Origin of the sequence: Huaxiibacter chinensis (assembly GCF_022171985.1) — a bacterium.
Lineage (GTDB): Bacteria > Pseudomonadota > Gammaproteobacteria > Enterobacterales > Enterobacteriaceae > Enterobacter > Enterobacter chinensis_A.
In genome coordinates, this window is the sequence record NZ_JAJVHF010000001.1 from 116,024 (window position 1) to 141,158 (window position 25,135).

27 protein-coding genes and 2 tRNA genes are annotated in these 25,135 nt (G+C 53.2%); 12 read left to right on the forward strand and 17 right to left on the reverse strand.

All coding sequences use genetic code 11. The annotated features are described in order from the left end of the window. Positions 1-132: 132 nt before the first annotated feature. Positions 133-222: a cytochrome bd-I oxidase subunit CydH gene (cydH, locus tag LZP96_RS00590; protein ID WP_157685353.1), complete on the reverse strand. Its 90-nt coding sequence runs from the start codon at positions 220-222 to the stop codon at positions 133-135. 296 nt (positions 223-518) lie between these two features. Here cydH and purR point away from each other — a divergent pair, with 296 nt between their 5' ends. Next, a complete protein-coding gene (gene purR / locus LZP96_RS00595) occupies positions 519-1,544 on the forward strand; it encodes an HTH-type transcriptional repressor PurR (RefSeq protein ID WP_064325877.1) in 1,026 nt (341 codons plus the stop codon). 16 nt (positions 1,545-1,560) lie between these two features. Here the strand turns inward: purR and punR are convergent, their stop codons facing one another. Continuing rightward, the gene (gene punR, locus LZP96_RS00600) at positions 1,561-2,472 is read right to left on the reverse strand and encodes a DNA-binding transcriptional activator PunR (protein ID WP_064325876.1); all 912 of its coding nucleotides are present in this window, start codon (positions 2,470-2,472) and stop codon (positions 1,561-1,563) included. A gap of 116 nt (positions 2,473-2,588) precedes the next feature. Here punR and punC point away from each other — a divergent pair, with 116 nt between their 5' ends. After that, the gene (gene punC / locus LZP96_RS00605) at positions 2,589-3,785 is read left to right on the forward strand and encodes a purine nucleoside transporter PunC (protein ID WP_064325875.1); all 1,197 of its coding nucleotides are present in this window, start codon (positions 2,589-2,591) and stop codon (positions 3,783-3,785) included. Between the two features lie 296 nt (positions 3,786-4,081). Beyond that, positions 4,082-5,230: a cyclopropane fatty acyl phospholipid synthase gene (cfa, locus tag LZP96_RS00610; protein ID WP_064325874.1), complete on the forward strand. Its 1,149-nt coding sequence runs from the start codon at positions 4,082-4,084 to the stop codon at positions 5,228-5,230. Positions 5,231-5,259: 29 nt separating this feature from the next. On the opposite strand, the gene LZP96_RS00615 is transcribed toward cfa, so the two are convergent. Beyond that, positions 5,260-5,898 (reverse strand): riboflavin synthase, encoded by a 639-nt coding sequence (locus LZP96_RS00615; protein ID WP_064325873.1) that lies wholly within the window; start codon positions 5,896-5,898, stop codon positions 5,260-5,262. 227 nt (positions 5,899-6,125) lie between these two features. Between LZP96_RS00615 and mdtK the strand changes: the two genes are divergently transcribed. The 4 genes from mdtK (at position 6,126) to LZP96_RS00635 (ending at position 9,571) form a co-directional block, all read left to right on the forward strand. Next, entirely contained in the window at positions 6,126-7,499 is a 1,374-nt protein-coding gene (mdtK, locus tag LZP96_RS00620) for an MdtK family multidrug efflux MATE transporter (protein ID WP_064325872.1), read from the forward strand. Between the two features lie 153 nt (positions 7,500-7,652). Continuing rightward, positions 7,653-7,729: transfer RNA gene (locus LZP96_RS00625), tRNA-Val, on the forward strand. A gap of 4 nt (positions 7,730-7,733) precedes the next feature. Further along, a tRNA-Val gene (locus tag LZP96_RS00630) sits at positions 7,734-7,810 on the forward strand. Positions 7,811-7,960: 150 nt separating this feature from the next. Further along, positions 7,961-9,571 (forward strand): FAD-NAD(P)-binding protein, encoded by a 1,611-nt coding sequence (locus LZP96_RS00635; RefSeq protein WP_064325871.1) that lies wholly within the window; start codon positions 7,961-7,963, stop codon positions 9,569-9,571. Positions 9,572-9,618: 47 nt separating this feature from the next. On the opposite strand, the gene LZP96_RS00640 is transcribed toward LZP96_RS00635, so the two are convergent. Further along, the gene (locus LZP96_RS00640; RefSeq protein WP_064325870.1) at positions 9,619-10,254 is read right to left on the reverse strand and encodes a carbonic anhydrase; all 636 of its coding nucleotides are present in this window, start codon (positions 10,252-10,254) and stop codon (positions 9,619-9,621) included. Positions 10,255-10,326: 72 nt separating this feature from the next. After that, positions 10,327-11,115 carry an MBL fold metallo-hydrolase gene (locus LZP96_RS00645; protein ID WP_064325869.1) on the reverse strand — a complete coding sequence of 263 codons (789 nt, stop codon included), beginning with the start codon at positions 11,113-11,115 and terminating at the stop codon, positions 10,327-10,329. Between the two features lie 127 nt (positions 11,116-11,242). Between LZP96_RS00645 and LZP96_RS00650 the strand changes: the two genes are divergently transcribed. Continuing rightward, entirely contained in the window at positions 11,243-11,383 is a 141-nt protein-coding gene (locus LZP96_RS00650) for a hypothetical protein (protein ID WP_010430278.1), read from the forward strand. A 94-nt stretch (positions 11,384-11,477) separates the two neighbouring features. On the opposite strand, the gene fumD is transcribed toward LZP96_RS00650, so the two are convergent. The 4 genes from fumD to LZP96_RS00670 all read right to left on the reverse strand — a co-directional run bounded on the left by fumD (position 11,478) and on the right by LZP96_RS00670 (position 14,334). After that, complete coding sequence (fumD, locus tag LZP96_RS00655; RefSeq protein ID WP_064325868.1) at positions 11,478-11,693, reverse strand: fumarate hydratase FumD; 216 nt, start codon at positions 11,691-11,693, stop codon at positions 11,478-11,480. Between the two features lie 116 nt (positions 11,694-11,809). Then, the gene (locus tag LZP96_RS00660; protein ID WP_064325867.1) at positions 11,810-12,622 is read right to left on the reverse strand and encodes a MetQ/NlpA family ABC transporter substrate-binding protein; all 813 of its coding nucleotides are present in this window, start codon (positions 12,620-12,622) and stop codon (positions 11,810-11,812) included. Positions 12,623-12,650: 28 nt separating this feature from the next. Further along, the gene (locus tag LZP96_RS00665; protein ID WP_064325866.1) at positions 12,651-13,319 is read right to left on the reverse strand and encodes a methionine ABC transporter permease; all 669 of its coding nucleotides are present in this window, start codon (positions 13,317-13,319) and stop codon (positions 12,651-12,653) included. Beyond that, entirely contained in the window at positions 13,312-14,334 is a 1,023-nt protein-coding gene (locus tag LZP96_RS00670; RefSeq protein WP_064325865.1) for a methionine ABC transporter ATP-binding protein, read from the reverse strand. The genes LZP96_RS00665 and LZP96_RS00670 overlap by 8 nt, the downstream gene beginning before the upstream one ends. A gap of 427 nt (positions 14,335-14,761) precedes the next feature. Here LZP96_RS00670 and ynhH point away from each other — a divergent pair, with 427 nt between their 5' ends. The 3 genes from ynhH to LZP96_RS00680 all read left to right on the forward strand — a co-directional run bounded on the left by ynhH (position 14,762) and on the right by LZP96_RS00680 (position 16,980). Continuing rightward, positions 14,762-15,007 (forward strand): protein YnhH, encoded by a 246-nt coding sequence (gene ynhH / locus LZP96_RS24275; protein ID WP_445297874.1) that lies wholly within the window; start codon positions 14,762-14,764, stop codon positions 15,005-15,007. Positions 15,008-15,014: 7 nt separating this feature from the next. Then, positions 15,015-16,436, forward strand: coding sequence for a pyruvate kinase PykF (pykF, locus tag LZP96_RS00675; RefSeq protein ID WP_064325864.1), 1,422 nt, complete (start codon positions 15,015-15,017; stop codon positions 16,434-16,436). Positions 16,437-16,743: 307 nt separating this feature from the next. Next, positions 16,744-16,980, forward strand: coding sequence for a major outer membrane lipoprotein (locus tag LZP96_RS00680; RefSeq protein ID WP_012017161.1), 237 nt, complete (start codon positions 16,744-16,746; stop codon positions 16,978-16,980). A gap of 64 nt (positions 16,981-17,044) precedes the next feature. Here the strand turns inward: LZP96_RS00680 and ldtE are convergent, their stop codons facing one another. The 7 genes from ldtE to sufA all read right to left on the reverse strand — a co-directional run bounded on the left by ldtE (position 17,045) and on the right by sufA (position 23,677). After that, on the reverse strand, positions 17,045-18,058 hold the full coding sequence (ldtE, locus tag LZP96_RS00685; protein WP_064325863.1) for a L,D-transpeptidase LdtE: 1,014 nt from the start codon (positions 18,056-18,058) through the stop codon (positions 17,045-17,047). 97 nt (positions 18,059-18,155) lie between these two features. Next, a complete protein-coding gene (sufE, locus tag LZP96_RS00690; RefSeq protein WP_064325862.1) occupies positions 18,156-18,572 on the reverse strand; it encodes a cysteine desulfuration protein SufE in 417 nt (138 codons plus the stop codon). A gap of 14 nt (positions 18,573-18,586) precedes the next feature. Then, positions 18,587-19,807 carry a cysteine desulfurase SufS gene (gene sufS, locus LZP96_RS00695; protein WP_258925634.1) on the reverse strand — a complete coding sequence of 407 codons (1,221 nt, stop codon included), beginning with the start codon at positions 19,805-19,807 and terminating at the stop codon, positions 18,587-18,589. Then, entirely contained in the window at positions 19,804-21,075 is a 1,272-nt protein-coding gene (sufD, locus tag LZP96_RS00700) for a Fe-S cluster assembly protein SufD (protein WP_064325860.1), read from the reverse strand. The genes sufS and sufD overlap by 4 nt, the downstream gene beginning before the upstream one ends. Next, positions 21,050-21,796, reverse strand: coding sequence for a Fe-S cluster assembly ATPase SufC (gene sufC / locus LZP96_RS00705; RefSeq protein ID WP_064325859.1), 747 nt, complete (start codon positions 21,794-21,796; stop codon positions 21,050-21,052). The genes sufD and sufC overlap by 26 nt, the downstream gene beginning before the upstream one ends. A gap of 16 nt (positions 21,797-21,812) precedes the next feature. Beyond that, a complete protein-coding gene (gene sufB / locus LZP96_RS00710) occupies positions 21,813-23,300 on the reverse strand; it encodes a Fe-S cluster assembly protein SufB (RefSeq protein ID WP_064325858.1) in 1,488 nt (495 codons plus the stop codon). Positions 23,301-23,308: 8 nt separating this feature from the next. Next, positions 23,309-23,677 (reverse strand): Fe-S cluster assembly scaffold SufA, encoded by a 369-nt coding sequence (gene sufA, locus LZP96_RS00715; RefSeq protein ID WP_064325857.1) that lies wholly within the window; start codon positions 23,675-23,677, stop codon positions 23,309-23,311. Positions 23,678-24,079: 402 nt separating this feature from the next. Between sufA and LZP96_RS00720 the strand changes: the two genes are divergently transcribed. Continuing rightward, the gene (locus LZP96_RS00720) at positions 24,080-24,352 is read left to right on the forward strand and encodes an ElaB/YgaM/YqjD family protein (protein ID WP_064325856.1); all 273 of its coding nucleotides are present in this window, start codon (positions 24,080-24,082) and stop codon (positions 24,350-24,352) included. Positions 24,353-24,371: 19 nt separating this feature from the next. On the opposite strand, the gene LZP96_RS00725 is transcribed toward LZP96_RS00720, so the two are convergent. Next, entirely contained in the window at positions 24,372-25,109 is a 738-nt protein-coding gene (locus tag LZP96_RS00725) for a MerR family transcriptional regulator (RefSeq protein ID WP_064325855.1), read from the reverse strand. Positions 25,110-25,135: the final 26 nt, after the last annotated feature.

Sequence of the window (25,135 nt, forward strand, 5' to 3'; positions counted from 1 at the left end):
ACACAGAATAAAGAAGCCGAAAGCATGACACCAATCACAAAAAATGAAAAGTTAACAATTTGGCAAAAGATTATTGCCGGGGGAGTAACAATTGGGGCGGGTTACGGGGGAGAAAACTCTCCCCCGCCAGAATCAGTGCAGAACCGCCGTCAGGCTGGCAGCAACAATCAGAGCCAGTACAATAACCGTGGTTGTCAGCGAAAACTTCAGATCGGTATTCATCAATTTTTCTCCTTTTTATGCCCACACGAAAAGTGAGCTTGCTCATTTTTACACAGTTCAGGACAAAAATCTTCTCAGAATTCAGCGGATGGACGTTTTTGCGCTTTCCCTTTTCATCAAGATAGGACAAAATTCCACGCTAAATTTATAAGCGTACCGGCCATTGACCCCCTCCTGACGTCCTGTGTCGTTTTCCCGGCGTATCGCAATTCAATTTGCGAGATTAGGGTGAGAGAAGGCAAACGTTTACCTCTCAATTTATCAGGAGCTTAGGATGTGGTCTGGAGTGACATATAATGGCAACTATTAAAGATGTAGCGAAACGCGCAAACGTTTCCACTACAACCGTATCACATGTTATTAACAAAACGCGTTTCGTCGCTGAAGAGACGCGCAACGCCGTGTGGGCAGCAATCAAAGAACTGCACTACTCTCCGAGTGCCGTCGCCCGCAGCCTGAAAGTGAATCACACAAAGACCATTGGATTACTGGCGACCAGCAGCGAGGCCGCCTATTTTGCCGAGATCATCGAAGCGGTAGAACAAAACTGCTTTGATAAGGGCTATACCCTGATTTTAGGCAACGCCTGGAACAGCCAGGAAAAACAGCGCGCCTACCTGTCAATGATGGCGCAGAAACGCGTCGATGGTCTGCTGGTGATGTGTTCAGAATACCCGGAATCAGTACTGTCGATGCTGGAAGAGTATCGCCACATTCCGATGGTGGTCATGGACTGGGGTGATACCCGCGCAGACTTTACCGATTCGGTTAATGATAACGCCTTTGAAGGGGGCTACATGGCCGGGCGCTATCTTATCGATCGTGGTCATCGCGAAATTGGCGTGATTCCGGGTCCGCTGGAGCGCAACACCGGTGCCGGTCGTCTGGCAGGCTTTATGAAAGCCATGGAAGAAGCCATGATCACCGTGCCGCCACAGTGGATCGTGCAGGGTGATTTTGAGCCGGAATCCGGCTATCGCGCCATGCAGCAGATTGTCTCCCAGCAGCACCGCCCTACCGCTGTTTTCTGCGGCGGCGATATCATGGCAATGGGCGCCCTGTGTGCCGCCGATGAAATGGGCCTGCGCGTTCCGCAGGATATTTCGGTGATTGGGTATGACAACGTGCGCAACGCCCGTTACTTTACCCCGGCGCTGACGACCATTCATCAGCCGAAAGACTCCTTAGGTGAAACTGCCTTCAATATGCTGCTGGACCGCATCGTCAACAAACGTGAAGAGTCACAGTCGATTGAAGTCCATCCGCGCCTGATCGAGCGCCGCTCCGTGGCAGACGGCCCGTTCCGCGACTACCGTCGTTAAGCATCAGCGGGGCCGGTTAATCCGGCTCCCGTAACCACTCTTTGTTCATCGTCTCACTGTCCCCCAGATAGTCCAGCAGCCACGCCAGCGCAGGGGAAATGTCGTTTTGTTGCCAGGTCAGGCAGCATGCCGCATCCGGAAAGGGGTTTTCCAGCGTGAGCGCCACCCACTCTCCCCTGTCGATACGGGAACGGGCAAAATGGACGGGCACCATGCCGACGCATAATCCTGCCGATATACAGGTTGCTGAGGACTCCCAGTCTGGCGCCACCACGCGTCGCTGATTATCCAGAAGCCAGGTGATGCGTTTAGGAAGCGAACGCGACGTATCCTCCAGCACCAGCGACGGCCAGTTGCGCAACGTATCGTCACTCAGGGGGCCCGCAAGCGAGGCCAGAGGATGATCGCGGGCGACCACGCAGTTCCAGCTGAGCGTGCCCATATCGCGGAACGCATAGCGTCCTCCGACCGGGATAGCCTGGGTCGCGCCAATCGCCATCTCGACGCGCCCGTCTGATAACGCATCCCACACGCCGTTGAAGACCTCCTGTGAGACCCGCAACTCCACATCAGAGAAATGGCGATAAAAATCGACCACCATCTGACGGGTTCGCTCAGGCTTCACAATATTATCGACAGCAATAGAAAGATGCCCGCGCCAGCCGTTGGCAATTTGCTGGCACTGTTCACGGGTGATCATCATTTTTTTGATGACAGAACGCCCTTCTTTTAAAAACCACACCCCGGCGGGCGTTAATTCCACGTCACGGTGGCGACGTTCAAAGAGCGGAACGGCCAGCCACTCTTCCAGTTGCCGGACGGTATAGCTGATGGCGGAAGGCACGCGATGCAGCTCCTGCGCTGCCCTGCTAAAGCTTCCGTTACGGGCGACCGCATCCACCACTTCCAGAGAATATTCCGACCACATAATCTGCCTGCAAAAATTTTGAATGCACCCAGCAAATATTAGCGTTTCACAAGCAGAATTGCACTCCCTACACTCTTGGCCGACTGTACACCTGCTGAATGCTGGAGAATAAAACAATGCAACCGAGAAAAGGATTTTTAGTCTGGCTCGCTGGTTTAAGCGTGCTGGGCTTCTTAGCCACTGATATGTACCTGCCTGCCTTTGCGGCCATGCAGGAAGATTTGCAAACGCCCGCCGCGGCGATCAGCGCCAGCTTAAGCGTGTTCCTTGCCGGTTTTGCGTTTGCGCAGCTGCTGTGGGGACCGCTTTCCGACCGTTTTGGCCGCAAGCCCATCTTATTAGTGGGTCTGGCCATTTTTGCGCTCGGTTGCCTTGGCATGCTGTGGGTGCGTGATGCGACCTGGCTGCTGGCCCTGCGTTTTATCCAGGCCTTTGGCGTTTGCGCCGCCGCCGTCACCTGGCAGGCGCTGGTCACCGACTATTATCCGGCAAACCGCACGAACCGTATTTTTGCCACCATTATGCCACTGGTCGGCCTGTCGCCGGCCCTTGCGCCGCTGCTCGGCAGCTGGATTCTGGTCCATTTTGACTGGCAGGCTATTTTTGCCACGCTCTTTGCTATTACTCTGGTTCTGATGCTGCCTGCCTTCGCCCTGAAAGCGGCGCCAGCAAGAAAGGCTGAACAGCATGAAACGCGTGTGACTTTTATGTCGCTCCTGCGCTCACGCGCCTATCGCGGCAATGTGCTGATCTACGCCGCGTGCTCCGCCAGCTTCTTCGCCTGGCTGACCGGCTCCCCCTTTATTCTGCACGACATGGGTTACAGTCCTGCCGTCATTGGCCTGAGCTACGTACCGCAGACCATTGCCTTCCTCGTCGGCGGATACGGTTGCCGGGCGGCGCTGCAAAAATGGCAGGGACAACAGATGCTGCCGTGGCTTCTGGTCCTGTACGCACTGAGCGTTATTGGCACCTGGGCCGTCGGTTTTATTCCGCAGGTAGGGCTGGCAGCAATCCTGGCGCCATTCTGCGTTATGGCAATCGCGAACGGCGCGATTTACCCTATCGTGGTGGCGCAGGCGCTTCGCCCGTTCCCCCATGCGACCGGGCGCGCCGCGGCGCTACAGAACACGTTACAGCTTGGCCTGTGCTTCCTCGCAAGCCTGATCGTTTCGACGCTCATCGCCACACCGCTGATGACCACCACCAGCGTGATGCTGGTGACCGTTGCGCTGGCCATCCTGGGCTATCGTATGCAGGCCAGTGCGAACAGGCAGGCACAGGAACACGCGCAGGCTGAATCCCACGCCTGATTGCTGCGGAAACTATGTTATTTATCAGTGATTAGGTTGCTAACAATTTTCTGTTGAACGACTGATTTATGAAGCCTATACTAAATTTGCTTCATATAAATACTATAAATATTATGTGTTAACGGGAGCCGGAGTGCTCCCGTTTTACCATGGATGGCCTTTCGGCAAGGGTTATCTCCCTTCCTCTGTTCTACGTCGGATATTAGCCTCGCGGATTTGCCGTGAGATTTCTCACAAACTGTCAAAAGCGGCTACGCTTTTTGAAGGTTCTGATCACATCGGGTGATGGAGAAGCTATGAGTTCATCGTGTATAGAAGAAGTCAGCGTACGGGACGATAACTGGTTCCGGATCGCTAACGAATTATTAAATCGAGCAGGTGTCGCGATTAACGGGACTGCCCCATCAGACATTCAGGTGAAACACCCCGATTTTTTTAAACGTGTTTTACAGGAGGGTTCGTTAGGGTTAGGCGAAAGCTACATGGACGGATGGTGGGACTGCGAACGCCTCGATCTCTTTTTTACTCAGGTTCTCAGGGCGGGTCTCGAACGGCAACTCCCCCGCCACGTTAAGGATACGCTGCGCATCGCGGCCGCACGTATTCTTAATCTGCAAAGTAAAAAACGCGCGTGGATTGTGGGGAAAGAACATTACGATCTGGGTAACGATCTCTTCAGCCGCATGCTTGACCCCTTAATGCAATATTCCTGTGCCTACTGGAAAGACGCCGACACGCTTGAAGAGGCGCAGGAGGCCAAGCTGCGTCTGATTTGCGAAAAGCTGCAGTTAGCGCCGGGCATGCGCGTGCTGGATATCGGCTGCGGCTGGGGCGGTCTTGCCTGGTTCATGGCAAAACATTATGGCGTGAGCGTAGTGGGCGTCACGATATCTGCCGAGCAGCAAAAAATGGCGCAGGCGCGCTGTGAAGGTCTGGATGTGACGATTCTGCTTCAGGATTACCGTGATTTACGCGACCAGTTTGACCGTATCGTCTCGGTAGGCATGTTCGAACATGTCGGACCTAAAAACTACGACACCTATTTTGACGTGGTCGATCGTAACCTGAAGCCTGAAGGTCTTTTCCTGCTGCACACCATCGGCTCTAAAATCACCGACAACAATGTCGATCCCTGGATCAATAAATACATCTTTCCGAATGGCTGTTTACCGTCCGTTCGCCAGATTGCGAATGCCAGCGAAGCCCATTTCGTGATGGAAGACTGGCATAATTTTGGCGCTGACTACGATACTACCCTTATGGCGTGGTACTCACGGTTCCTGGCCGCCTGGCCTGAAATCGCAGACAACTATTCTGAACGATTCAAACGGATGTTCATTTATTACCTGAATGCCTGTGCCGGTGCATTCCGCGCGCGTGATATTCAGCTGTGGCAGGTTGTTTTCAGCCGTGGTGTCGAAAACGGATTGCGTGTTGCACGTTAAAAAATAACCCCGGGTACCCGGGGTTTTTTTTATTCTTCCGCAGCCAGGTTAATTGCCGCTTCTTTTGCCGCCATAACACGTTCGACGGTATCCACCACCGCCTGAGTCTGGGGATCAATTTCAATATTAATACGATGGCCGAGCTTTTTCGTCCCGAGCGTGGTGCGCTGTAAGGTTTCCGGAATCAAATAGACGCAAAAACGCGTGGGCGTGACCTCACCGACCGTCAGGCTAATTCCGTCAACGCCAATGAATCCTTTATAAAGGATGTATTTCATTAATGACGCGTCCTGAACTTTAAACCAGATTTGACGGTTATTTTCTGAGGTCAGGATTTTCGCAACTTCAGCGGTAGTCATGATGTGGCCAGACATTAAGTGGCCCCCAATTTCATCGCTAAACTTAGCCGCACGCTCGACGTTGACCAGATCGCCCACCGCCAGATCGCCAAGGTTGGTGATGCGCAGCGTCTCTTTCATCAAATCAAAACTGATATGATTGCCGTTAATTTCGGTTACCGTCAGGCAACAACCATTGTGCGCCACCGATGCCCCTGTCTCCAGACCGTCGAGCATATATTCCGGCAGCTCCACCACATGGGTGCGGAAATTAGGTTTTTCATCAATGGACACCAGTTTCGCGGTGCCCTGCACAATACCCGTAAACATACGACCTGCTCCTGTTTTATCCGTTCGGCGCTCACGCCGTTTAATCCCATCACAATAACAGTTGGAAAAACAGGTTGCCAGTGAAGCGCATTTTCTGACGATTTTTTCACTAGATTAATAGATAAACCCCGCTACAATAGCTGCTATTCCCCCTGCATTTTCTTCTTGCTGCCAGTTACGGCGGCTCTTTTAGTCTCTCATATAACAAAAATAGAAAAGGTGTACACGTGCAGAAGTACATGATTGAAGCGCGTCAATTACTGGCCCTGGCCATACCGGTGATCATTGCGCAAGTGGCCCAGACCGCTATGGGGTTTGTGGATACGGTAATGGCCGGCGGCTATAGCGCCACCGACATGGCCGCCGTCGCCATCGGGACCTCTATCTGGCTGCCCGCCATTCTCTTTGGTCACGGACTGCTGCTGGCCCTGACGCCGGTCATTGCGCAAATGAACGGCTCTGGCCGACGCGAACGCATTGCGCATCAGGTGCGCCAGGGATTCTGGCTGGCCGGTTTTGTCTCCATTCTGATTATGGTCGTGCTGTGGAACGCGGGCTATATCATCCGCTCCATGGACAACATTGATCCGGCGCTGGCCGATAAAGCCGTGGGCTATTTGCGCGCCCTGCTGTGGGGTGCGCCGGGTTATCTCTTCTTCCAGGTGGCGCGTAACCAGTGTGAAGGGCTGGCGAAGACCAAGCCCGGCATGGTGATGGGCTTTATCGGGCTGCTGGTGAACATCCCGGTCAACTATATCTTTATTTATGGCCACTTTGGCATGCCGGAGCTCGGCGGCGTGGGCTGCGGCGTAGCCACGGCGGCGGTGTATTGGGTGATGTTCGCCTGTATGCTCTCCTACGTGAAACGCTCGCGTGCCATGCGCGATATTCGACACGAGGCGTCTTTCAGTAAACCTGACAGTGTGATTCTCAAGCGCTTGATTCAGCTTGGCTTACCTATCGCTCTGGCGCTCTTTTTTGAGGTCACGCTTTTTGCGGTTGTCGCCCTGCTTGTCTCGCCGCTCGGTATCATTGACGTGGCAGGCCACCAGATTGCGCTTAACTTCAGTTCGCTGATGTTCGTCCTCCCGTTGTCGCTGGCTGCGGCAGTCACGATCCGTGTTGGCTACCGTCTGGGTCAGGGCTCGACGCTGGATGCACAAACCGCTGCGCGTACCGGCCTGGGCGTCGGCGTCTGCATGGCCATCTGTACAGCGCTGTTTACCGTCGCCCTGCGCGAGCATATCGCCCTGCTCTATAACGACAATCCGGAAGTGGTTCTTCTTGCGTCGCACCTGATGCTGCTGGCCGCGATATATCAGATCTCTGACTCCATTCAGGTGATTGGCAGCGGGATTTTGCGTGGTTACAAAGATACACGTTCCATTTTCTTTATTACGTTTACCGCGTATTGGGTGCTCGGCCTGCCTACTGGTTACGTGCTGGCGCTGACCGATCTGGTGGTGGATCGCATGGGGCCGGCAGGATTCTGGATGGGCTTTATCATCGGTCTGACCTCAGCCGCCATCATGATGATGCTGCGGATGCGCTTCCTGCAACGTCAGTCTTCCGCCATTATTTTGCAGCGGGCTGCGCGTTAATTCTCCATCAGCCGCCTTCGGGCGGCTACTTTCTCCGCACTTTGCGCGGGAATGAAGCAATCGCGTGAAATCTGGAAGAAAATTGCATTTTCCCTCTTGCCTCGGCCCGCACGTGCCGCTAATATTCGTCCCCGTTGTCCCAGACAACACGTTGCGTTCATAGCTCAGTTGGTTAGAGCACCACCTTGACATGGTGGGGGTCGTTGGTTCGAGTCCAATTGAACGCACCATTCTGCGTCCGTAGCTCAGTTGGTTAGAGCACCACCTTGACATGGTGGGGGTCGGTGGTTCGAGTCCACTCGGACGCACCATTTCAGTCCTGAAATGGTGCACATTCTCTTCTTACTCCCTGTTTTCCCTCTCCCGAACAATCCGTTATTTGCTCATTACTCGTTTTCGACCACACTTATCCTGTATGGCTTTTCCCATGGATTCGGTGCAATAACAAGCGGGTGAACACAATGAAAAAGATCGCCATTATCGGTGCGGGACCGACGGGCATTTATACGTTTTTCTCACTTCTGAACCAGAAAACGCCGCTGTCAGTGGTGATTTATGAGCAGGCGGCTGAGGCTGGGGTCGGTATGCCCTACAGCGATGAAGACAATTCGCGCATGATGCTGGCAAATATCGCCAGTATTGAAATACCCCCTATTTTCCAGACCTATCTCGACTGGTTACGCGAACAGGATGAAGCCCACCTCGCGCGCTATGGCGTGGAGAAATCAACCCTTCACGATCGTCAGTTTTTGCCGCGCATTCTGCTTGGCGAGTACTACCGCGACCGTTTTCTGACCCTCGTTAAGCAGGCAAAAGCGCAGGGTTTCGACGTCAGGGTGCATGAATCTTGTCAGGTTACCGACATTGAGGCCACGCCCGACGGCGTCAGACTGTGGACGGAGGGTACGCCGGTAGCGGAAAACTTCGATCTGGCCATCCTGGCCACGGGCCACGTCTGGCCTGAGGAGGCGTCCACGCCTCGCTCATTTTTCCCCAGCCCCTGGTCGGGATTAATGGAGGCGAAAATCCCGCCCTGCCGTGTCGGTATCATGGGCACGTCTCTGAGCGGCCTGGATGCGGCGATGGCGGTGGTCATCCAGCACGGTCGCTTTCAGGAAGCGGACGACGGACATATTCAGTTCAATCTGGACGAAGGCAGCGAGGCACTCAACATTGTCCTGATGTCCCGTTCCGGTATTCTGCCTGAAGCGGATTTTTACTGCCCACTTCCCTATGAACCCTTAACCATTGTCACCGGGCAGGCTATCGCTTCGGCGATCGAGAAAGGTTCAGAAGGCCTGCTCGACCGCGTATTCCAGCTGATGGTGCAGGAGCTTGAACGGGCCGATCCTCAATGGTGCCAGGCCATCAAATTAACGACCCTTGATGCCGATAGCCTGCGCGATGCCTGGTTTGCCGACCGGTTGCAACACGGTCCGTTTAACTGGGCCATTTCCAATCTGAATGAAGTCGAGAGAAATAAACGCGATAAACGCACGGTGCCGTGGCGTTATACAGTTTTGCGGTTGCATGAAGCTGTACAGGACATCGTTCCCCATCTTAATGAGCAGGACCGGGAGCGCTTTAATCGTGGCCTTGCGCGGATTTTTATCGATAACTATGCCGCCATCCCGTCGCAGTCTATCCGCCGTTTACTGGCGCTGCGGGAAGCCGGCATTATCAGCATCCTGACGCTGGGTGATGACTATGAGATGGAGGTTCAGGCTGATAAGACGGTCATTGTCGCGCAGGGACAACGTGAAACGTTTGATCTGTTTATCGATGCTCGCGGGCAACAGGCGCTCAAAACGAAGGATCTTCCCTTCCCCACGTTGCGTAAGCAACTGCAGGCAGCCGGTGATGATATCCCCGACGTGGGCGATGATTACACGCTGCTTCAACCTGATGAACTGCGTGGGCAGATTGCCTTTGGTGCGCTGCCCTGGCTGATGCACGATCGGCCCTTTATTCAGGGTCTGGTCGTTTGCGCAGAGATGGGCGAGGCCATTGCGAAAGCCTGCTCACAGCCTGCGTCGAAAGCCCGCAGACGGCTTCCGTCTATAGCAGACTGAACGAAACAGAGCTTAAGGGCGGGATAACCCGCCCTTAACTTTATGACTTACTCGAAGTAAATGGACGGATTTTCAGAGAGGGAAACAAAGGTTTTGGTCTCTTTATCCAGTGCCAGAATTTTGCCGCTTTCTATGTCATACACCCAACCATGCAGGCGCAGAGAGTTGTTGCGAAGACCTACCGCAACGGAGGGATGCGTCTTGATGTTGCTGAGCTGCGCAAACACATTCTCCTGCACCATCGCATTCACTTTATCGACCGGGGTATCCCAGGTTTTTTTCTCTACTACCGCTTTCGCCGCGTCGGAATAACGCAACCAGTGAGAAACCGCAGGCATCGGATCGAGATTTGCATTGTCTGCAATGGCCTTCATCGCACCGCAGTTGGAGTGCCCACAAATCACAATATCAGTGACGCCCAGCGCAACGACCGCATACTCAATCGTCGCGGATACGCCGCCTGGCTCCGGCCCGAACGGTGGCACGATATTGCCAGCATTACGAATGACAAAGAGCTGTCCTGGCTCCTGTTGCGTGACTAATTCTGGAACCAGACGACTGTCAGAACAGGAAATGAAAAGCGCTTTGGGATTCTGGCTGGACGCTAAACTACGGAAGAGCTCTTTACGTTGTGGGAAAACTTCTTTTTGAAAGCTTAGAAAACCTTCAATGATATGTTGCATAGCAATGTCTCTTTTTTCTGTAATTGTTTAGGCATGATCGCGATCACGCTTTATGAGTTTAACTAGCGAACTTTACTTCAGACAAGCAATATATTTCTGGCCCGACCGCTTCACAATGTCACTGGCGTTCGCCTGGATATCCTGGCCTTCAAACGCGCCGTACAACCTGGCGAAGGCGACGTCGCGCAGACGATCGGTCATCTCAGCCACGGTTCTGCCAGGCAGGGGCAGCATATTCGGGTAACTCCACATAAAGGAGACCGCATCTTTACCCGGCGTGACCTGCAAAATATCCCCGGCCAGCAGGACACCCGGCCCCCGATCCCAGTGCAGCACGGTGCCCCCCGCAAAATGACCGCCAAGCCGCAATAAGGTTACCGATGGCACAATCTCCAGCCTGTCGCCTTGCCAGAAATGCAGCGCCGGACTGTCGCGCATCACCCATTCGCGATCGCTGGCATGAAGATACACCGGGGCGTCAAAGGCCTCGGCCCAGTCCTGCATCGTTGTATAATAGTGCGGATGCGATATCGCAATGGCGTGGATCCCCCCCAGCGCCGAGACCAGCGACCGGGTTGCAGGATCCAGATTTGCGATACAGTCCCATAAGATATTTCCCTGCGGCGTTCGCAGAAGCAGCGCGCGCTGGTTGATGGCAAACGCAGGCACCGTTTTAATACTGAGCAACTCCGGCTCCAGCTGCTGCCATTTGTTGGTGTGGGTCGCTTTCACCGTATCAAACCCCACCCATTTCTGCCCGGTCGCCGGGATATACTGGCGCTCATCCGCACAGATTTTACAGTGCGCAGGTTCACCCGCCCCGTCGTAAGACGTGCCGCAGGCGTGACATAACGTGATCATTGCGTCTCCTTTCAGTGGTGTCTGAAAGAGTATGGCAAGGATTATCCTTATGTGCGCTGGCGTGCATCCTCCATCCGTTTTGCCTTATAATATGACCTACAGCAAAACGATAGAGAGCAGGAAAATAATGGAAATTGATCTCGATAATCTGGTGTTTAACGGTCTGGATGAAGCGGAAGAGCGAAATGCTGAGCGCCTGGACGATGCGGATAAAAAAGCCCAGGCGATGGTGGCTGACGACGATTGCGGCGACGCCTGTAAAATCTAATCAGTGACCTGGCCATACCGGACGTTCGTCCGGTATGGCTAAATTAATGAACCCGTCCGGCACGTTTCACGGAAGCGGAAAACGGACGCTACGCTTACCCCTGGCCTGCCAGCGCTGTGACCACTGCCTGCATCGCCTGCGTCGTTAATTCACTGCGTTTTACCCGCTGATTTGCCAGTGACGTTCTCAGCACACCCGCAATCACGATATGTTTTGGCTCCTGCCCTAAATCGCGCATCTCCAGTACGACCTTTCCTACGACACGACACATCTCCTGATAGAGCGCGTCATCTTTCGTCACATTGCCCATCGCCATCACTCCATTGCAGTAAACAATCAGCTTAAAGGATTCATGGCTTCTATACAAAAAAACAAAAAAAGAAGCCCGGCGAATGATCTCCGGGCTTCTGACGTAAAATCAGTGAATTAGTTATTTACGGGGATCACTGCGCCTTTATATTTGGTACGGATCCAGTCCTGAATCTCTTTCGAGTGCAGCACGCTCACCAGGGCGACAATATCCTTTTTCTTCTCATCGCCGCGATGCACGGTGATGATGTTGGCATACGGATTATTTTCACCGCTTTCAACGGCGATCGGGTCATGGACCGGATCCAGCCCCGCGTCGATGGCGTAGTTGGCGTTAATGACCACCGCGTCGCCCTCGTCGTTATTGTACATTTGCGGCAGTAACGCAGCCTCTACGTTAGGGGTGAACTTCAGCTTTTTCGGGTTCTCCACGATATCGCTGATGCGCGCGGTCACTTTATCGATACCAGGCTTCAGCTTGATGACACCCTCTTTTTCGAAGATAGAGAGAATACGCCCCTCTTCAGAAACCGCATCACGCATGATGACTTTGCCGCCCTCTGGCAGATCTTTCAGCGACTTGTATTTTTTTGAATAAATGCCAATCGGTTCAATGTGAATCGCACCGGCGCTGACGAAATCGTAATCTTTCTCGCCTGCATGATCTTTCAGCACGCTGTTCAGATAGGGAATATGCTGGAAGTAGTTGGCATCAATGTCGCGGCCCGCCAGCGCGGTGTTCGGCAGAATATAGTCCTGGAAGGGTTTGATCTCCAGATCGATACCCTGCTTTGCCAGGATAGGCTTTGCCTGCTCCAGAATTTCGGCGTGCGGCGTGTTGGAAGCGCCCACGGTCAGGGTGTCAGCCCAGGAGGCGAAACTCAGGGCGCTCAGGGTGGCCGCGGCGATCAATGTCAGTGTTTTAGTCATGATGATGGTTCCTGTGTGTTATTAGTGTTTATCGTTTATCTAACAGTGAAGTAATGACGTCGCCGCAGAACTGGATAATGAACACGATGATTAAAATGGTCACCGTAGCCACTAACGTGACGTCACCATGGTTACGCTGGAATCCTTCCAGATAAGCCAGATTCCCCAAACCACCGGCGCCAATGACCCCTGCCATGGCGCTGTAGCTGACCAGCGCTATCAGCGTCACCGTGATGCCTGAGACCAGTGCGGGTGAAGACTCAGGCAGTAACACTCTGAAGATGAGCGTGCTCAGGCGGGCGCCCATGGAGCGCGTGGCTTCGATAACCCCTTTATCCACTTCGCGCAGCGCAATCTCAACCAGACGTGCGTAGAACGGCGCCGCGCCGACAATCAGCGCCGGCAGTGCGGCATTCGCGCCCAGAATGGTCCCCACCAGCGTTTTGGTGAAGGGAATCAACAAAACAATCAGGATGATGAACGGAATCGAGCGGAAGACGTTCACCAGAATCGAAATGACGCTGTAGACCGTCCGGTTATGGAACAGGCCGCCACGGGCGGTTAAAAAGAGCGCTAAGCCCAGCGCGATACCCAGAACAAAAGTGGCAATACCGGAGAGGGCCGTCATATAAAGCGTTTCGAGCGTGGCGGCCCACAGCTGGTCCCCTTTGAGATGCGGGAAAAGATTCTCAAACATGTTTAATGACCTCGCCTTCAATATCGCTTTGCTGCAGATCCGCGAGGATATTGTTTAATTGTTCATCTGTTGCCACGACCTGTAGCCATAGCTGACCAAACACACCGTGCGCGGTTTGCGTCATTTTTCCGTGTAAAATGTTAAACGGCAGGCCGTAACGTAACGTCAGTTCCCCTACCACCGGTTTATGGGTGCTGTGACCGGTAAAGGTCAATTTAATCACCGTACCGGCGAGCTCGCTGGTCAACTCCGGGTTGAATGCCTCTTCCTCGGCATACTGACTGACCTGTCGAATGAATTGCTGGGTGATGGGCTTTTGTGGATGGGTAAACACCTGCAGTACGTCACCCTCTTCCACCACTTTGCCCTCTTCCATGACCGCCACACGATCGCAAATCTTGCGCACGACATGCATCTCATGGGTGATGAGCACGATGGTGAGATTAAAGCGGCGATTTATATCCAGCAGTAAATCCAGAATTTGATCCGTGGTCTGCGGGTCGAGCGCCGACGTTGCTTCATCACACAACAGCACATCCGGGTTATTCGCCAGCGCGCGTGCAATACCTACGCGCTGCTTTTGCCCACCGCTCAGCTGTGATGGCCAGGCGTTTTCGCGCCCTTTTAATCCCACCAGCTCAATCAGTTCATCGACGCGGGCGGTGATTTTGGCTTTAGGAACGCCCGCAATCTGCATAGAAAAGGCAATGTTTTCTCTTACCGTGCGTGACCACAGCAGATTGAAATGCTGGAAAACCATGCTGATTTTCAGCCGGGCCTGGCGCAGCGCCTCGCCTTTTGCCGAGGAGATATCCTGCCCATTCACCGTCACCTGGCCCTGTGTCGGTTTTTCAAGACCGTTCAACAGGCGAATAAGCGTGCTTTTTCCCGCGCCGCTGTAGCCAATGATGCCGTAAATTTGCCCCTGTTCGACCGTCAGACTGACGTTATCAACGGCCGTCAGGCTGACGTTGCCGGTGTCGAAAATCTTCGAAATATTCCTGAGAACAATCATTCTTTTTCTGGATCCGTACCGCTTATAGCGGTTTAGAAGTATGGATGTCCAAATGATAGTAATCAGAGGTCTTAATGTTTTAAATGAACAAAATCGTCTAGCTTATGACTTTAAAGAATAAGCATTTTGCTGGCCGGTCTTTTCACGGGTGAGACGCGGTGGGACATCCGCATTGCTAACGTGCGTTTCGGGTTGCGCAACGATGAGAGAATAAACCCGCAACGAGTGGGTTTAGCCTGCGCTCAAAGGACGTTCATCGTCGCCAGCGGCGTCAAAAACCACGCGGTTTGACTTAAAATCGCACAACCGGCTGAAGGTGGCGGTATTGAGCGTCTAAAGATGACGACATCGCTTAACGCCTTGATAACAATATTATGTGTAAGTGCACAGATTATTTTTGAAACGCTGTTTTCATTTTCCTTTTGCGATGAATTCAGCGTATAATGCGCACCAAATCCCTGGTGAATGGTTTCAGCGCTTGGAATACAGAAAACACCCTACATCTTCTCCTCTCTCCCGTTGGGCTGTCACTCAGGCACACTTTCTTCTGCACGCTCATTTGATGTCACCTATTCTTAGTGCGTGTCATTTAAAATTTCGCAACACAGGTTTGACTCTGCGGCAGTGCGCCCCCGGAGCGAGATTCCCATATCCTTCCCAACTTAAAGACTAAGACTGTCATGAAAAAGACGAAAATTGTTTGCACCATCGGCCCTAAAACCGAATCCGAAGAGATGTTGACCAAAATGCTGGACGCGGGCATGAACGTGATGCGTCTGAACTTCTCTCACGGTGATTATGCTGAACACGGTCAGCGCATCAAAAACTTGCGCAACGTGATGAGCAAGACCGGTAAAAAAGCCGCCATTCTGCTGGACACTAAAGGTCCTGAAATCCGCACCATCAAGCTGGAAGGCGGTAACGACGTTTCCCTGAAAGCGGGCCAGACCTTTACCTTCACTACCGACAAAACCGTTGTGGGTAACAATGAGATTGTTGCCGTCACCTATGAAGGCTTCACCAGCGATCTGTCCGTTGGCAACACTGTGCTTGTCGACGATGGTCTGATTGGTATGGAAGTCACGGCTATCGAAGGTAACAACGTTATCTGTAAAGTGCTGAACAACGGCGATCTGGGCGAAAACAAAGGCGTTAACCTGCCAGGCGTTTCTATTGCCCTGCCAGCACTGGCTGAAAAAGACAAACAGGACCTGATCTTCGGTTGCGAACAAGGCGTAGACTTCGTTGCGGCATCCTTTATCCGTAAACGTTCTGATGTGGTTGAGATCCGTGAGCACCTGAAAGCGCACGGTGGCGAAAACATCCAGATCATTTCCAAAATTGAAAACCAGGAAGGCCTGAACAACTTCGACGAAATCCTCGAAGCGTCTGATGGCATCATGGTTGCACGTGGCGACCTGGGCGTTGAGATCCCGGTAGAAGAAGTGATCTTTGCGCAAAAGATGATGATCGAAAAATGCGTGCGTGCTCGTAAAGTGGTTATCACCGCAACGCAAATGCTCGACTCCATGATCAAAAACCCACGTCCGACCCGCGCAGAAGCTGGCGACGTGGCGAACGCCATCCTCGACGGTACCGACGCAGTTATGCTGTCTGGCGAATCCGCAAAAGGGAAATATCCGCTGGAAGCCGTGACCATCATGGCGACGATTTGTGAGCGTACTGATCGCGTCATGACCAGCCGTCTGGACAACAACAACGACAGCCGCAAACTGCGCATCACTGAAGCCGTTTGCCGTGGTGCTGTTGAAACCGCTGAGAAACTGGAAGCACCGCTGATCGTGGTTGCCACCCAGGGCGGCAAATCAGCGAAAGCCGTCCGTAAGTACTTCCCGAACGCGACCATTCTGGCGCTGACCACGAACGAAACCACCGCTCGCCAGCTGGTATTGAGCAAGGGTGTGGTACCACACCTGGTGAAAGAGATCGCCTCTACCGACGATTTCTACCGTCTGGGTAAAGAAGTGGCTCTGCAGCTGGTCGATCGCGGCCTGGCCCAGAAAGGTGACGTTGTGGTGATGGTGTCTGGTGCATTAGTCCCAAGCGGAACGACCAACACGGCTTCTGTTCACGTGCTGTAATCATTTTAAAACGAATTAGTTTTACGTAAGGCGCCCTGCGGGGCGCTTTTTTTATGGGTGTCTTTTGACAAGTTTAATAAAAAGCAAATAGAGATTCTCTATTTAAGTCTGATTTATCTAAGATGAATCCGATGAAAAATCCCTTTTTTAACATAGCTTTTTCGAGAAAGTGTCGGATTCGTTGCTTCTTTGAGCGAACGATCAAAAATAGGTGTATTCCCATCAAAAAAATATTCTCAACATAAAAAACTTTGTGTAATACTTGTAACGCTACATGGAGATTAACTCAATCTAGAGGGTATAAATAATGAATCGTACTAAACTGGTACTGGGCGCGGTAATCCTGGCTTCTACTATGCTGGCTGGTTGTTCTAGCAATGCTAAAATCGACCAACTGTCTTCTGACGTTCAGACTCTGAACGCTAAAGTTGACCAGCTGAGCAACGACGTGAACGCAATGCGTTCTGACGTTCAGGCTGCTAAAGACGACGCAGCACGCGCTAACCAGCGTCTGGACAACCAGGCTACTAAATACCGTAAGTAATAGTACCTGTTAATAAAATGGCGCACATTGTGCGCCATTTTTTTTATCTGTATTCCGCTCATCGCTACTGCATGATGGCTTCACTCTGGTTTTCCGTGACCGCCGAAGACGCTCTGCTGTTCTGAACCGATAACACCGCGCTGTTGGCTGACGGTCCGTTTCCGGCTGATACCACCACCGGGATCCCTGCCCGACGATACAACGCTTTATCGACCAGCGCCTTATCGCTGCCCTCCTCCGTGACAAAGGCCGCAAAGCCCGCCGTATGCGCGATCGGTGTGGTCTGTGGATTCTCACCTTCTACCTGCGCCAGCGGTCGGTGTACTTCCACATAGCGTTTGCCATCCGGCTCGACAGAAAACTTCACCGGCTCATTAATGATTTGCACGCGCGTGCCGACACGGGTCTGTTCAAACAGCGCTTTAATGTCCGGGGCATTCATGCGCATACAGCCGGAACTGACGCGCAAGCCGACGCTGTCCGGCGCACTGGTCCCATGGATAAGATATTCCCCATTACCAATGCCTAAACGCAACGCAAAGCGCCCCAGGGGATTGTTAGGGCCCGCTGGCACCACTGGCGGTAACTTGATCCCATTTGCCAGTGAACGCGCTCTGATGCCCGCTGTAGGCGTCCAGGTAGGATTGGGGATTTTCTGACTCACCCGGGTGGTGGAGACCGGGGTTTCCAGTCCGAGCTGGCCAATGCCCAGCGGATAAACCTGGACAATATTTTCACCCGGCGGGAAATAGTAGAGTCGCAGTTCGGCCAGATTGACCACGATGCCTTCACGCGGTGTATCAGGTAGCAACATTTGTGACGGGATAGTGATGACCGTTCCCGGCGCCGGATTCACCGGGGCCATAGTATTATTGGTCTCAAGGATCACCTGCGCTGCGGTATTAAATCGCCGGGCAATAGCCTGAAGGTTTTTATCCCCTTCCTGAATGGTATAGGTCTGGTTTTGACCAATCAAACGGCTGCCCGCAGGCGGCAAGGGATAATCCATCGCGCGCGCAGAATGAAGCGCGCTGAAGGAACCAAGAAGTAAAAGTGTAATTAGAGACGCGCGCTTCATGCTGAGATTCCTTATTCACTGGCTGAATGCCAGAAAGCTGAAACACCCGCGGGTAGAGAACCCGCCCGCGGAACAGAATGAGAGCTGTCTGTTTAGTCTAGCTAATGTTGGCTGCTTTGGTGCGAATTGCGCGGATCATTGCTTCCAGCCCTTGCGAGCGTGACGGCGTCAGGTGCTGGGTCAACGCCATTTTTTCAAACCACGGACGGACATCAAAGGCGAGAATATCCTGCGGCGTCATCGACTGATAAAGAATAAACACCACGGCGATAAGCCCTTTTACAATGGCAGCATCGCTGTCGCCCTGTAATTCAATCACTCCGTCTTTATTTTGCTGCATCACAATCCAGACCTGGCTTTGACAGCCCTGGATAATATTGTCTGCACTGTGCGCCTCATCGCTGAGCGTCGGCAATCGTTGGCCCAGCTCAATGATATAGAGATATTTTTCTTCCCAGTTTGCGCAACGGCTGAAGTTACGCAACAGCTTATCTTTATCTGGCAACGCTGCCATCTCTTGCCTCTCTCTTATCCCAACAGATGATGCGTACGTTTCAGTCCTGCCACCAGTCTGTCGATCTCTTCCGTTGTGTTATACATCACCAGCGATGCGCGGCACATGGCCGGAACCTGATAAAACGCCATGAGCGGCATGGCGCAATGGTGTCCGGTGCGTACCGCGACACCATAATTGTCGAGGAAACTGCCCACGTCATAAGCGTGATGTTTACCCAAATTGAAGGCAATCACCCCTTTACGCGTCGCGGGGCCGTAAAGGATTAAATCCGGCACGCTGCTCAGGGCATCCAGCGCATAGCGCATCAGCGTCTGTTCATACTCGTCGATGGCCTCAAGGCCAATGGCGCTGACATAATCAATGGCCGCGCCGAGGCCGATAATGCCGCCCGTATTTGGCGTGCCCGCTTCGAAACGCCAGGGCGCTTTCGCGTAGGTGGTGCCCTCTGTCAGGCTGACCGTGGCAATCATCGACCCGCCTCCTTCCCAGGGTGGCATCGCCTGTAAAATCTCTTCTTTGACGTACAGCACGCCGATACCGGTCGGCCCGTAGAGTTTATGGCCGGAAAAGACATAAAAATCGCAGTCCAGCGCCTGCACATCCACCGCATGGTGCATCACCGCCTGAGCGCCATCCACCAGTACTTTTGCGCCAGCCTGATGCGCTTTGGCAATGATGTCGCCGACAGGGTTTTCTGTCCCCAGCACGTTAGAGACGTGGGTGACCGCCACCAGGCGCGTGCGTTCGTCAAGCAGACTATCCAGGACCTCAAGCTGCAACGTGCCATCGGCATTGAGCGGAATCACCCGCAGCTCGGCGCCCGTTCGTTCACAAAGCATCTGCCAGGGCACGATATTGGCGTGATGCTCCATTTGCGTGATGATGACGTTGTCACCGGCATGGACCTGCGCATTTCCCCAGCTGTTCGCCACCAGATTGATACCCTCGGTGGTGCCGCGCACGAAGACCAGCTCCTCAGGCGATCGCGCATGAAGGAAAGCGCCAGCGCGGATGCGCACGTTTTCCATGCGTTCGGTCGCCTCGGCGCTCAGGGTATGAATTCCCCGATGCACCGCAGCATAGCCGTGACGATAAAATTCGGCTTCAGCGTCAATCACCTGAGCCGGTTTTTGCGCGCTGGCAGCGCTGTCGAGATAGGCAAGCGGCAGACCATTGACTTCACGGGTCAGGACAGGAAAATCCGCCCGCACGTTCTCTACAGAAAAACTCATGCTTCGCCTCCAGGCAGACGCTCACCGATCCGGCCCAGCACCTGCTGTTTTAACGTGTCATCGCGCAACGCCTCCGTCAGTTCGGCGGCAAATGCGTAGATGATCATCTTCTGCGCCGCCTGCTGGCTTATACCGCGTGAACGCAGGTAGAACATCTGTTCGTCGTCGATACGTCCCACCGTTGCACCGTGGCTACACTTCACATCGTCAGCGTAAATTTCCAGCTGCGGCTTGGTATCCACCTCGGACAGCCGTCCCAGCAACAGATTATTGTTGGTCATCTGACCATCCGTCTTAATGGCGTGTTGCGCCACTTTGATCAGACCGTTAAACACCGCACGGCCTTTATCGTTAACGATAACCTTATGCATCTGACGACTATTGCAATAGCCCTTATTGTGCTCAAGCCAGGTGCGCGTGTCGCACACTTCTGACTTCACCGGCATCGCCAGGCTGTTAATGCGAAGGGTGGTGTTTTCACCGTTCAGCTGCGTGCTGGTGTTATGACGAAGTACCGCGCCGCCCAACAGGAAACTGTGGCTGAATGCCCCGGCATCTCCCCCCATAACCAGATCGTTATGGGCAAAGTGATGACAACCGGCGTTTTCAAAGGCCAGCTTAATATGATGCAGCTGGGCATTTGCCGCCACGTTCATCGTTACACGCGCGCCGGTGAAGTGCGGCAGCGAGTTAAGGCTGACGTAGTGTTCAATGAGCGTTGCTTCTGCACCTTCTGCCAGCTCAAGATGGTGCCGATAGTGGGCCGTATTGATCTCCGTCCCTTCAACGCCCTGGGTGATGTGCATGAGCAACAACGGCTTCGCCGGGCGCTGGTTGCGCTTAACCTGAATATGCGTCACGCCCGCAGAGAGACTTTCGGTTAAATGCAGAAAGACGTCTGGCTGCACAGGCGCCAGAAGGGAGTGACGATCGTCGTTAACCGTTACGTCAAAACCGCTTTCAGCCGTATTGTCACTGAGTTCGGGACGGTAGTGACCGTCGACAAAGACCAGCCTTACCGCATCGATGTCAAGCGCCAGCGCATCTCGCTGAGCGGGGCTTACTTCGGCCGGACGAAGAACAAAGTCCGCGTTGAGCAACCCGTCAAGCGGCGTGTATTTCCAGTTTTCATGTTTGCGCGTCGGCAGGCCCAGACGCAACATCTGCTGAAGATGATGTTGCGCGTACTCAGAACGATTCTCCCCCTGAGCCTCAAACAGGCGGTGCCACTGCTGCAGCGCCTTACTGTTGTTCGGTAAGCCAGCCATAGCCCTGCTCCTCCAGTTGTTTGACCAGAGTGAAATCACCGGACTTAACGATGCGGCCCTGATACAGCACGTGCACGTAATCCGGTTTGATATAGTCCAGAATGCGCTGGTAGTGCGTCACGATAATGAACGACCGCTTGCCGTCTCGCAGGGAGTTGACGCCGTCAGCGACGATTTTCAGCGCATCAATATCCAGGCCAGAGTCGGTCTCATCCAGAATGCACAAATCAGGCTCAAGTACCGCCATTTGCAGGATATCGTTACGTTTCTTCTCGCCGCCGGAGAACCCCACGTTGACCGAGCGGGTCAGCAGATCTTCGGGCATTTTGAGCAGCTTGATCTTCTCTTCCATTAAATCCTGGAAATCAAAGCGATCCAGCGCCTCTTCCCCACGGTATTTGCGCACCGCGTTCAGTGAGGTTTGCAGGAAGAACTGATTGCTGACACCCGGGATCTCGACCGGATACTGGAACGCCATAAAGATCCCCTCGCCAGCCCTGTCTTCCGGTGACAGTTCGAGTAAATCCTTACCTTTAAATTCGACAGAACCCCCGACCACTTCGTAATCTTCCCGGCCCGCCAGCGTTGCTGAAAGGGTACTTTTCCCGGACCCGTTTGGCCCCATAATGGCATGCACCTCGCCCGGGCGAACGTCGATATTCAGCCCGCGCAGGATCGCTTTATCTTCCACGCTGACCTGTAAATCTTTAATGCTTAACATGTGCTTTCCTTAATCCTTAACCGACGCTGTGTTCAAGGCTAATCGCCAACAGTTTTTGCGCTTCTACGGCAAATTCGAGCGGCAGTTCAGAGAACACGTCTTTGCAGAAGCCGTTCACAATCATCGAAATCGCATCTTCTTCGCTGATCCCGCGTTGCAGGCAATAGAAGAGCTGATCTTCACCAATGCGCGAGGTGGTCGCTTCGTGTTCCAGCTGCGCGCTATTGTTTCGACACTCCACGTACGGGAAGGTATGCGCGCCGCAATCCGTGCCAATCAGCATGGAATCACACTGGGTAAAGTTGCGCGCGTTGGTCGCCGTCGGCATGATTTTCACTAACCCGCGATAGCTGTTCTGGCTATGACCGGCAGAGATGCCTTTTGAGATGATCGTCGATTTGGTGTTCTTGCCGATATGGATCATTTTGGTGCCGGTATCGGCCTGCTGATGTCCGCTGGTCAACGCCACAGAGTAGAATTCGCCAATGGAGTTATCCCCGCGCAGAATACAGCTCGGGTATTTCCAGGTAATGGCTGAACCGGTTTCTGACTGGGTCCAGGACATCTTGCTGTTTTCACCTTCGCAGAGCGCCCGCTTGGTGACAAAGTTAAGAATACCGCCGGTATTACCGTCTCCGGGGAACCAGTTCTGCACCGTCGAGTATTTCACCTCGGCGTCTTTATGGATGATGACTTCAACGACCGCGGCATGAAGCTGATAGCTATCACGGACCGGTGCCGAACAGCCTTCGATGTAGCTGACGTAGCTCCCTTCATCCGCCACCAGGATCGTGCGTTCGAACTGACCGGTTTTTTCCGCATTAATGCGAAAATAGGTCGATAGCTCCATCGGGCAACGCACGCCTTTCGGAATATAGATAAAGGTGCCGTCTGAGGCCACCGCCGCATTCAGTGCGGCAAAAAAGTTATCGTTGCTGGGAACGACGGTCCCGATATATTTTTTCACCAGTTCGGGATGATCGTGGATCGCCTCGCCGAAAGAACAGAAAATAATGCCCTGCTCCGCCAGCTTGCCGCGATAGGTCGTTGCCACCGAAACGGAGTCAAAGATCGCATCAACCGCCACTTCACGCCCTTCACGCACGGGCACGCCCAGCTGCTCAAACGCATCTTCCACTTCTTTGCTCAGATAGGCGTTGGCGCCGGTTTGCTGCACTGCGCCCGGCTGAGAGGCGCAGGTATCGTCACAGCTGCCGCAAGAAGGTGCGGAGTAGTAGCTGTAATCCTGATAATTGAGCTTGTCGTAATGCGCTTTCAGCCAGTGAGGCTCGTCCATCTCCAGCCATGCACGAAACGCACTCAGGCGAAACTCGAGCATCCATTCCGGCTCGTTACGTTTAGCCGAGATCGCCCGAACGACATCCTCATTGATGCCCTTCGCCAGCTCGTCGGTTTGCAGCTGAGTGAAGAACCCCTCTTTATAATTAAGGTGTCCGCCGCTCCAGGTGTTGACGTCATCAGTTGCTTCAGTATTACGAGACATAGTACCGCCTATACCCCAAAGCTTTCGCCACAGCCGCACTCGTTCTGCGCTTTCGGGTTATTAAATTTAAATAACTGGTTTAAACCTTCGCGCACATAATCGACTTCAGTCCCGTCGATAAAAGGCATTGCCTGTAATGCGACATACAGTTTTGCCCCATCGGTTTCAAAAACCAGATCGTCTTTTTCGCCTTCCGTAACGGTATCCAGCACGTAGCCGAACCCGGCACAGCCGGTCTGTTTCACGCCTAACCGCAGGCCAATAATTTCAGGGTTTTTCGCCACCAGCTCGTGAATATGCGCTGCGGCAGCAGGCGTAAGAGATAAGCCGCGCCAGGTGAAATCCGCGGGGTTAAAGGTTTCTGACTGCAATTCCATAGGTCCACCTCATCGATTAAGCCACACAGGGCATAACACCATGTTAGTGATAACGATTATCACTTCAACCCCCTGATAGCAGGGGCTTTCGGTTAAACCGCCCTTTTTGGCAACTTTACTTAAGCATAGACCCTGCATAGCGAGAGAGCATCGTTGGATGTAAATGTTCAATTAATTGAAAAATATAAGATTAAGCAGGGCTGACAAGCGTGACTGGTTGAAAAGCAAATGATGTATCGAAAATGCCTATTTTTGAGATAGCCGCAGTAAAAGTTCAAATGAGGCCAAGGGTTCGATTTTAAGTTGACGACTGCCTCCAGGAATCCCCTGAAACAGGTCGCGAGAATTTGTGATTTCGTCCACAACTTCTAAGCTTAAGACTGACACAAAAAGGAGAACGTTATGTCATCACAAGATTTTGAGAATGAAGCAGATCGCCTGGCAAATAAAGCTTTCAACAAAGCTGATGAAGTGGCGGGCGAAGCGCAATATCAGTTCGGTGATGCAGTTGATTCACCTAAACATCAGCTTAAAGGCGCGGCCAGAAAGTATGCGGCCAAAGCCTCCGACGTGGCAGACGATGTCTCGGAAAGAGTGCGCGATAACCCACTGACCGGGTTAATGGCGGCTGGTGCTATTGGTCTTATTATTGGTCTGTTGGTTGGGCGTAAATAATAGTGGCCCGTAAGGCCAATCAGAACTCTGCACCGTGGAAGGAAACTGCAAATCCTTGTTCGTGCCAGTGATCTAACTGCTCCTGCTGCCGTGCAGTGGGAGCTTTTCCCGTCCAGACGAAAATCTTTTGACCGGGAAACAGTTCAGGACGAGGAGAATCGATAGGGTCCGCCAGGACATCAATATGCCATCCTTTCTGTGACAGACGCGCCGCCTCCAGCCATAAACGTGTGCGATCTTCACAATCCCAGCCAATTAATAACGCATCTTTCCCGGGCTTTTTACGCGATTCCACCAGCGACGCGGCTGCCACCTCAATCAGGACGCCGTCCAGCATGCTGGCCATATGACGCACCGTATTTTGGTCAAGACTCATGCGCTGGCGCACGGGCACCAGGATGTTGTCGATAAGGGCTTCTAAGGAGTGTTCGCGGCGTAATTCAGCAAGTCGGGCGCGGAGCTTTGTCGGGCTGGCATAACGTACCACGAGCATCATCTCTTCCTGAGAGGAGCTCCACCCGCTTTGCGTCATCAACTCTTCGGTTCCGAGCAGGGCTTTAACCTTCCCCACCGACACGCCGCTTTTCATCAGGCGTTTAATTTCTTCGATACGCAGAATGTCTTCTTCATCAAACTGCCGATGACCGCCTTCACTGCGTTGAGGTTTAAGCAAACCATAGCGACGTTGCCACGCACGCAGCGTTACGGGGTTGATTCCGCATCGTTCGGCCACTTCGCCGATACTGTAATAGGCCATTAACTCCCTCACGCTTAAGACTTCCA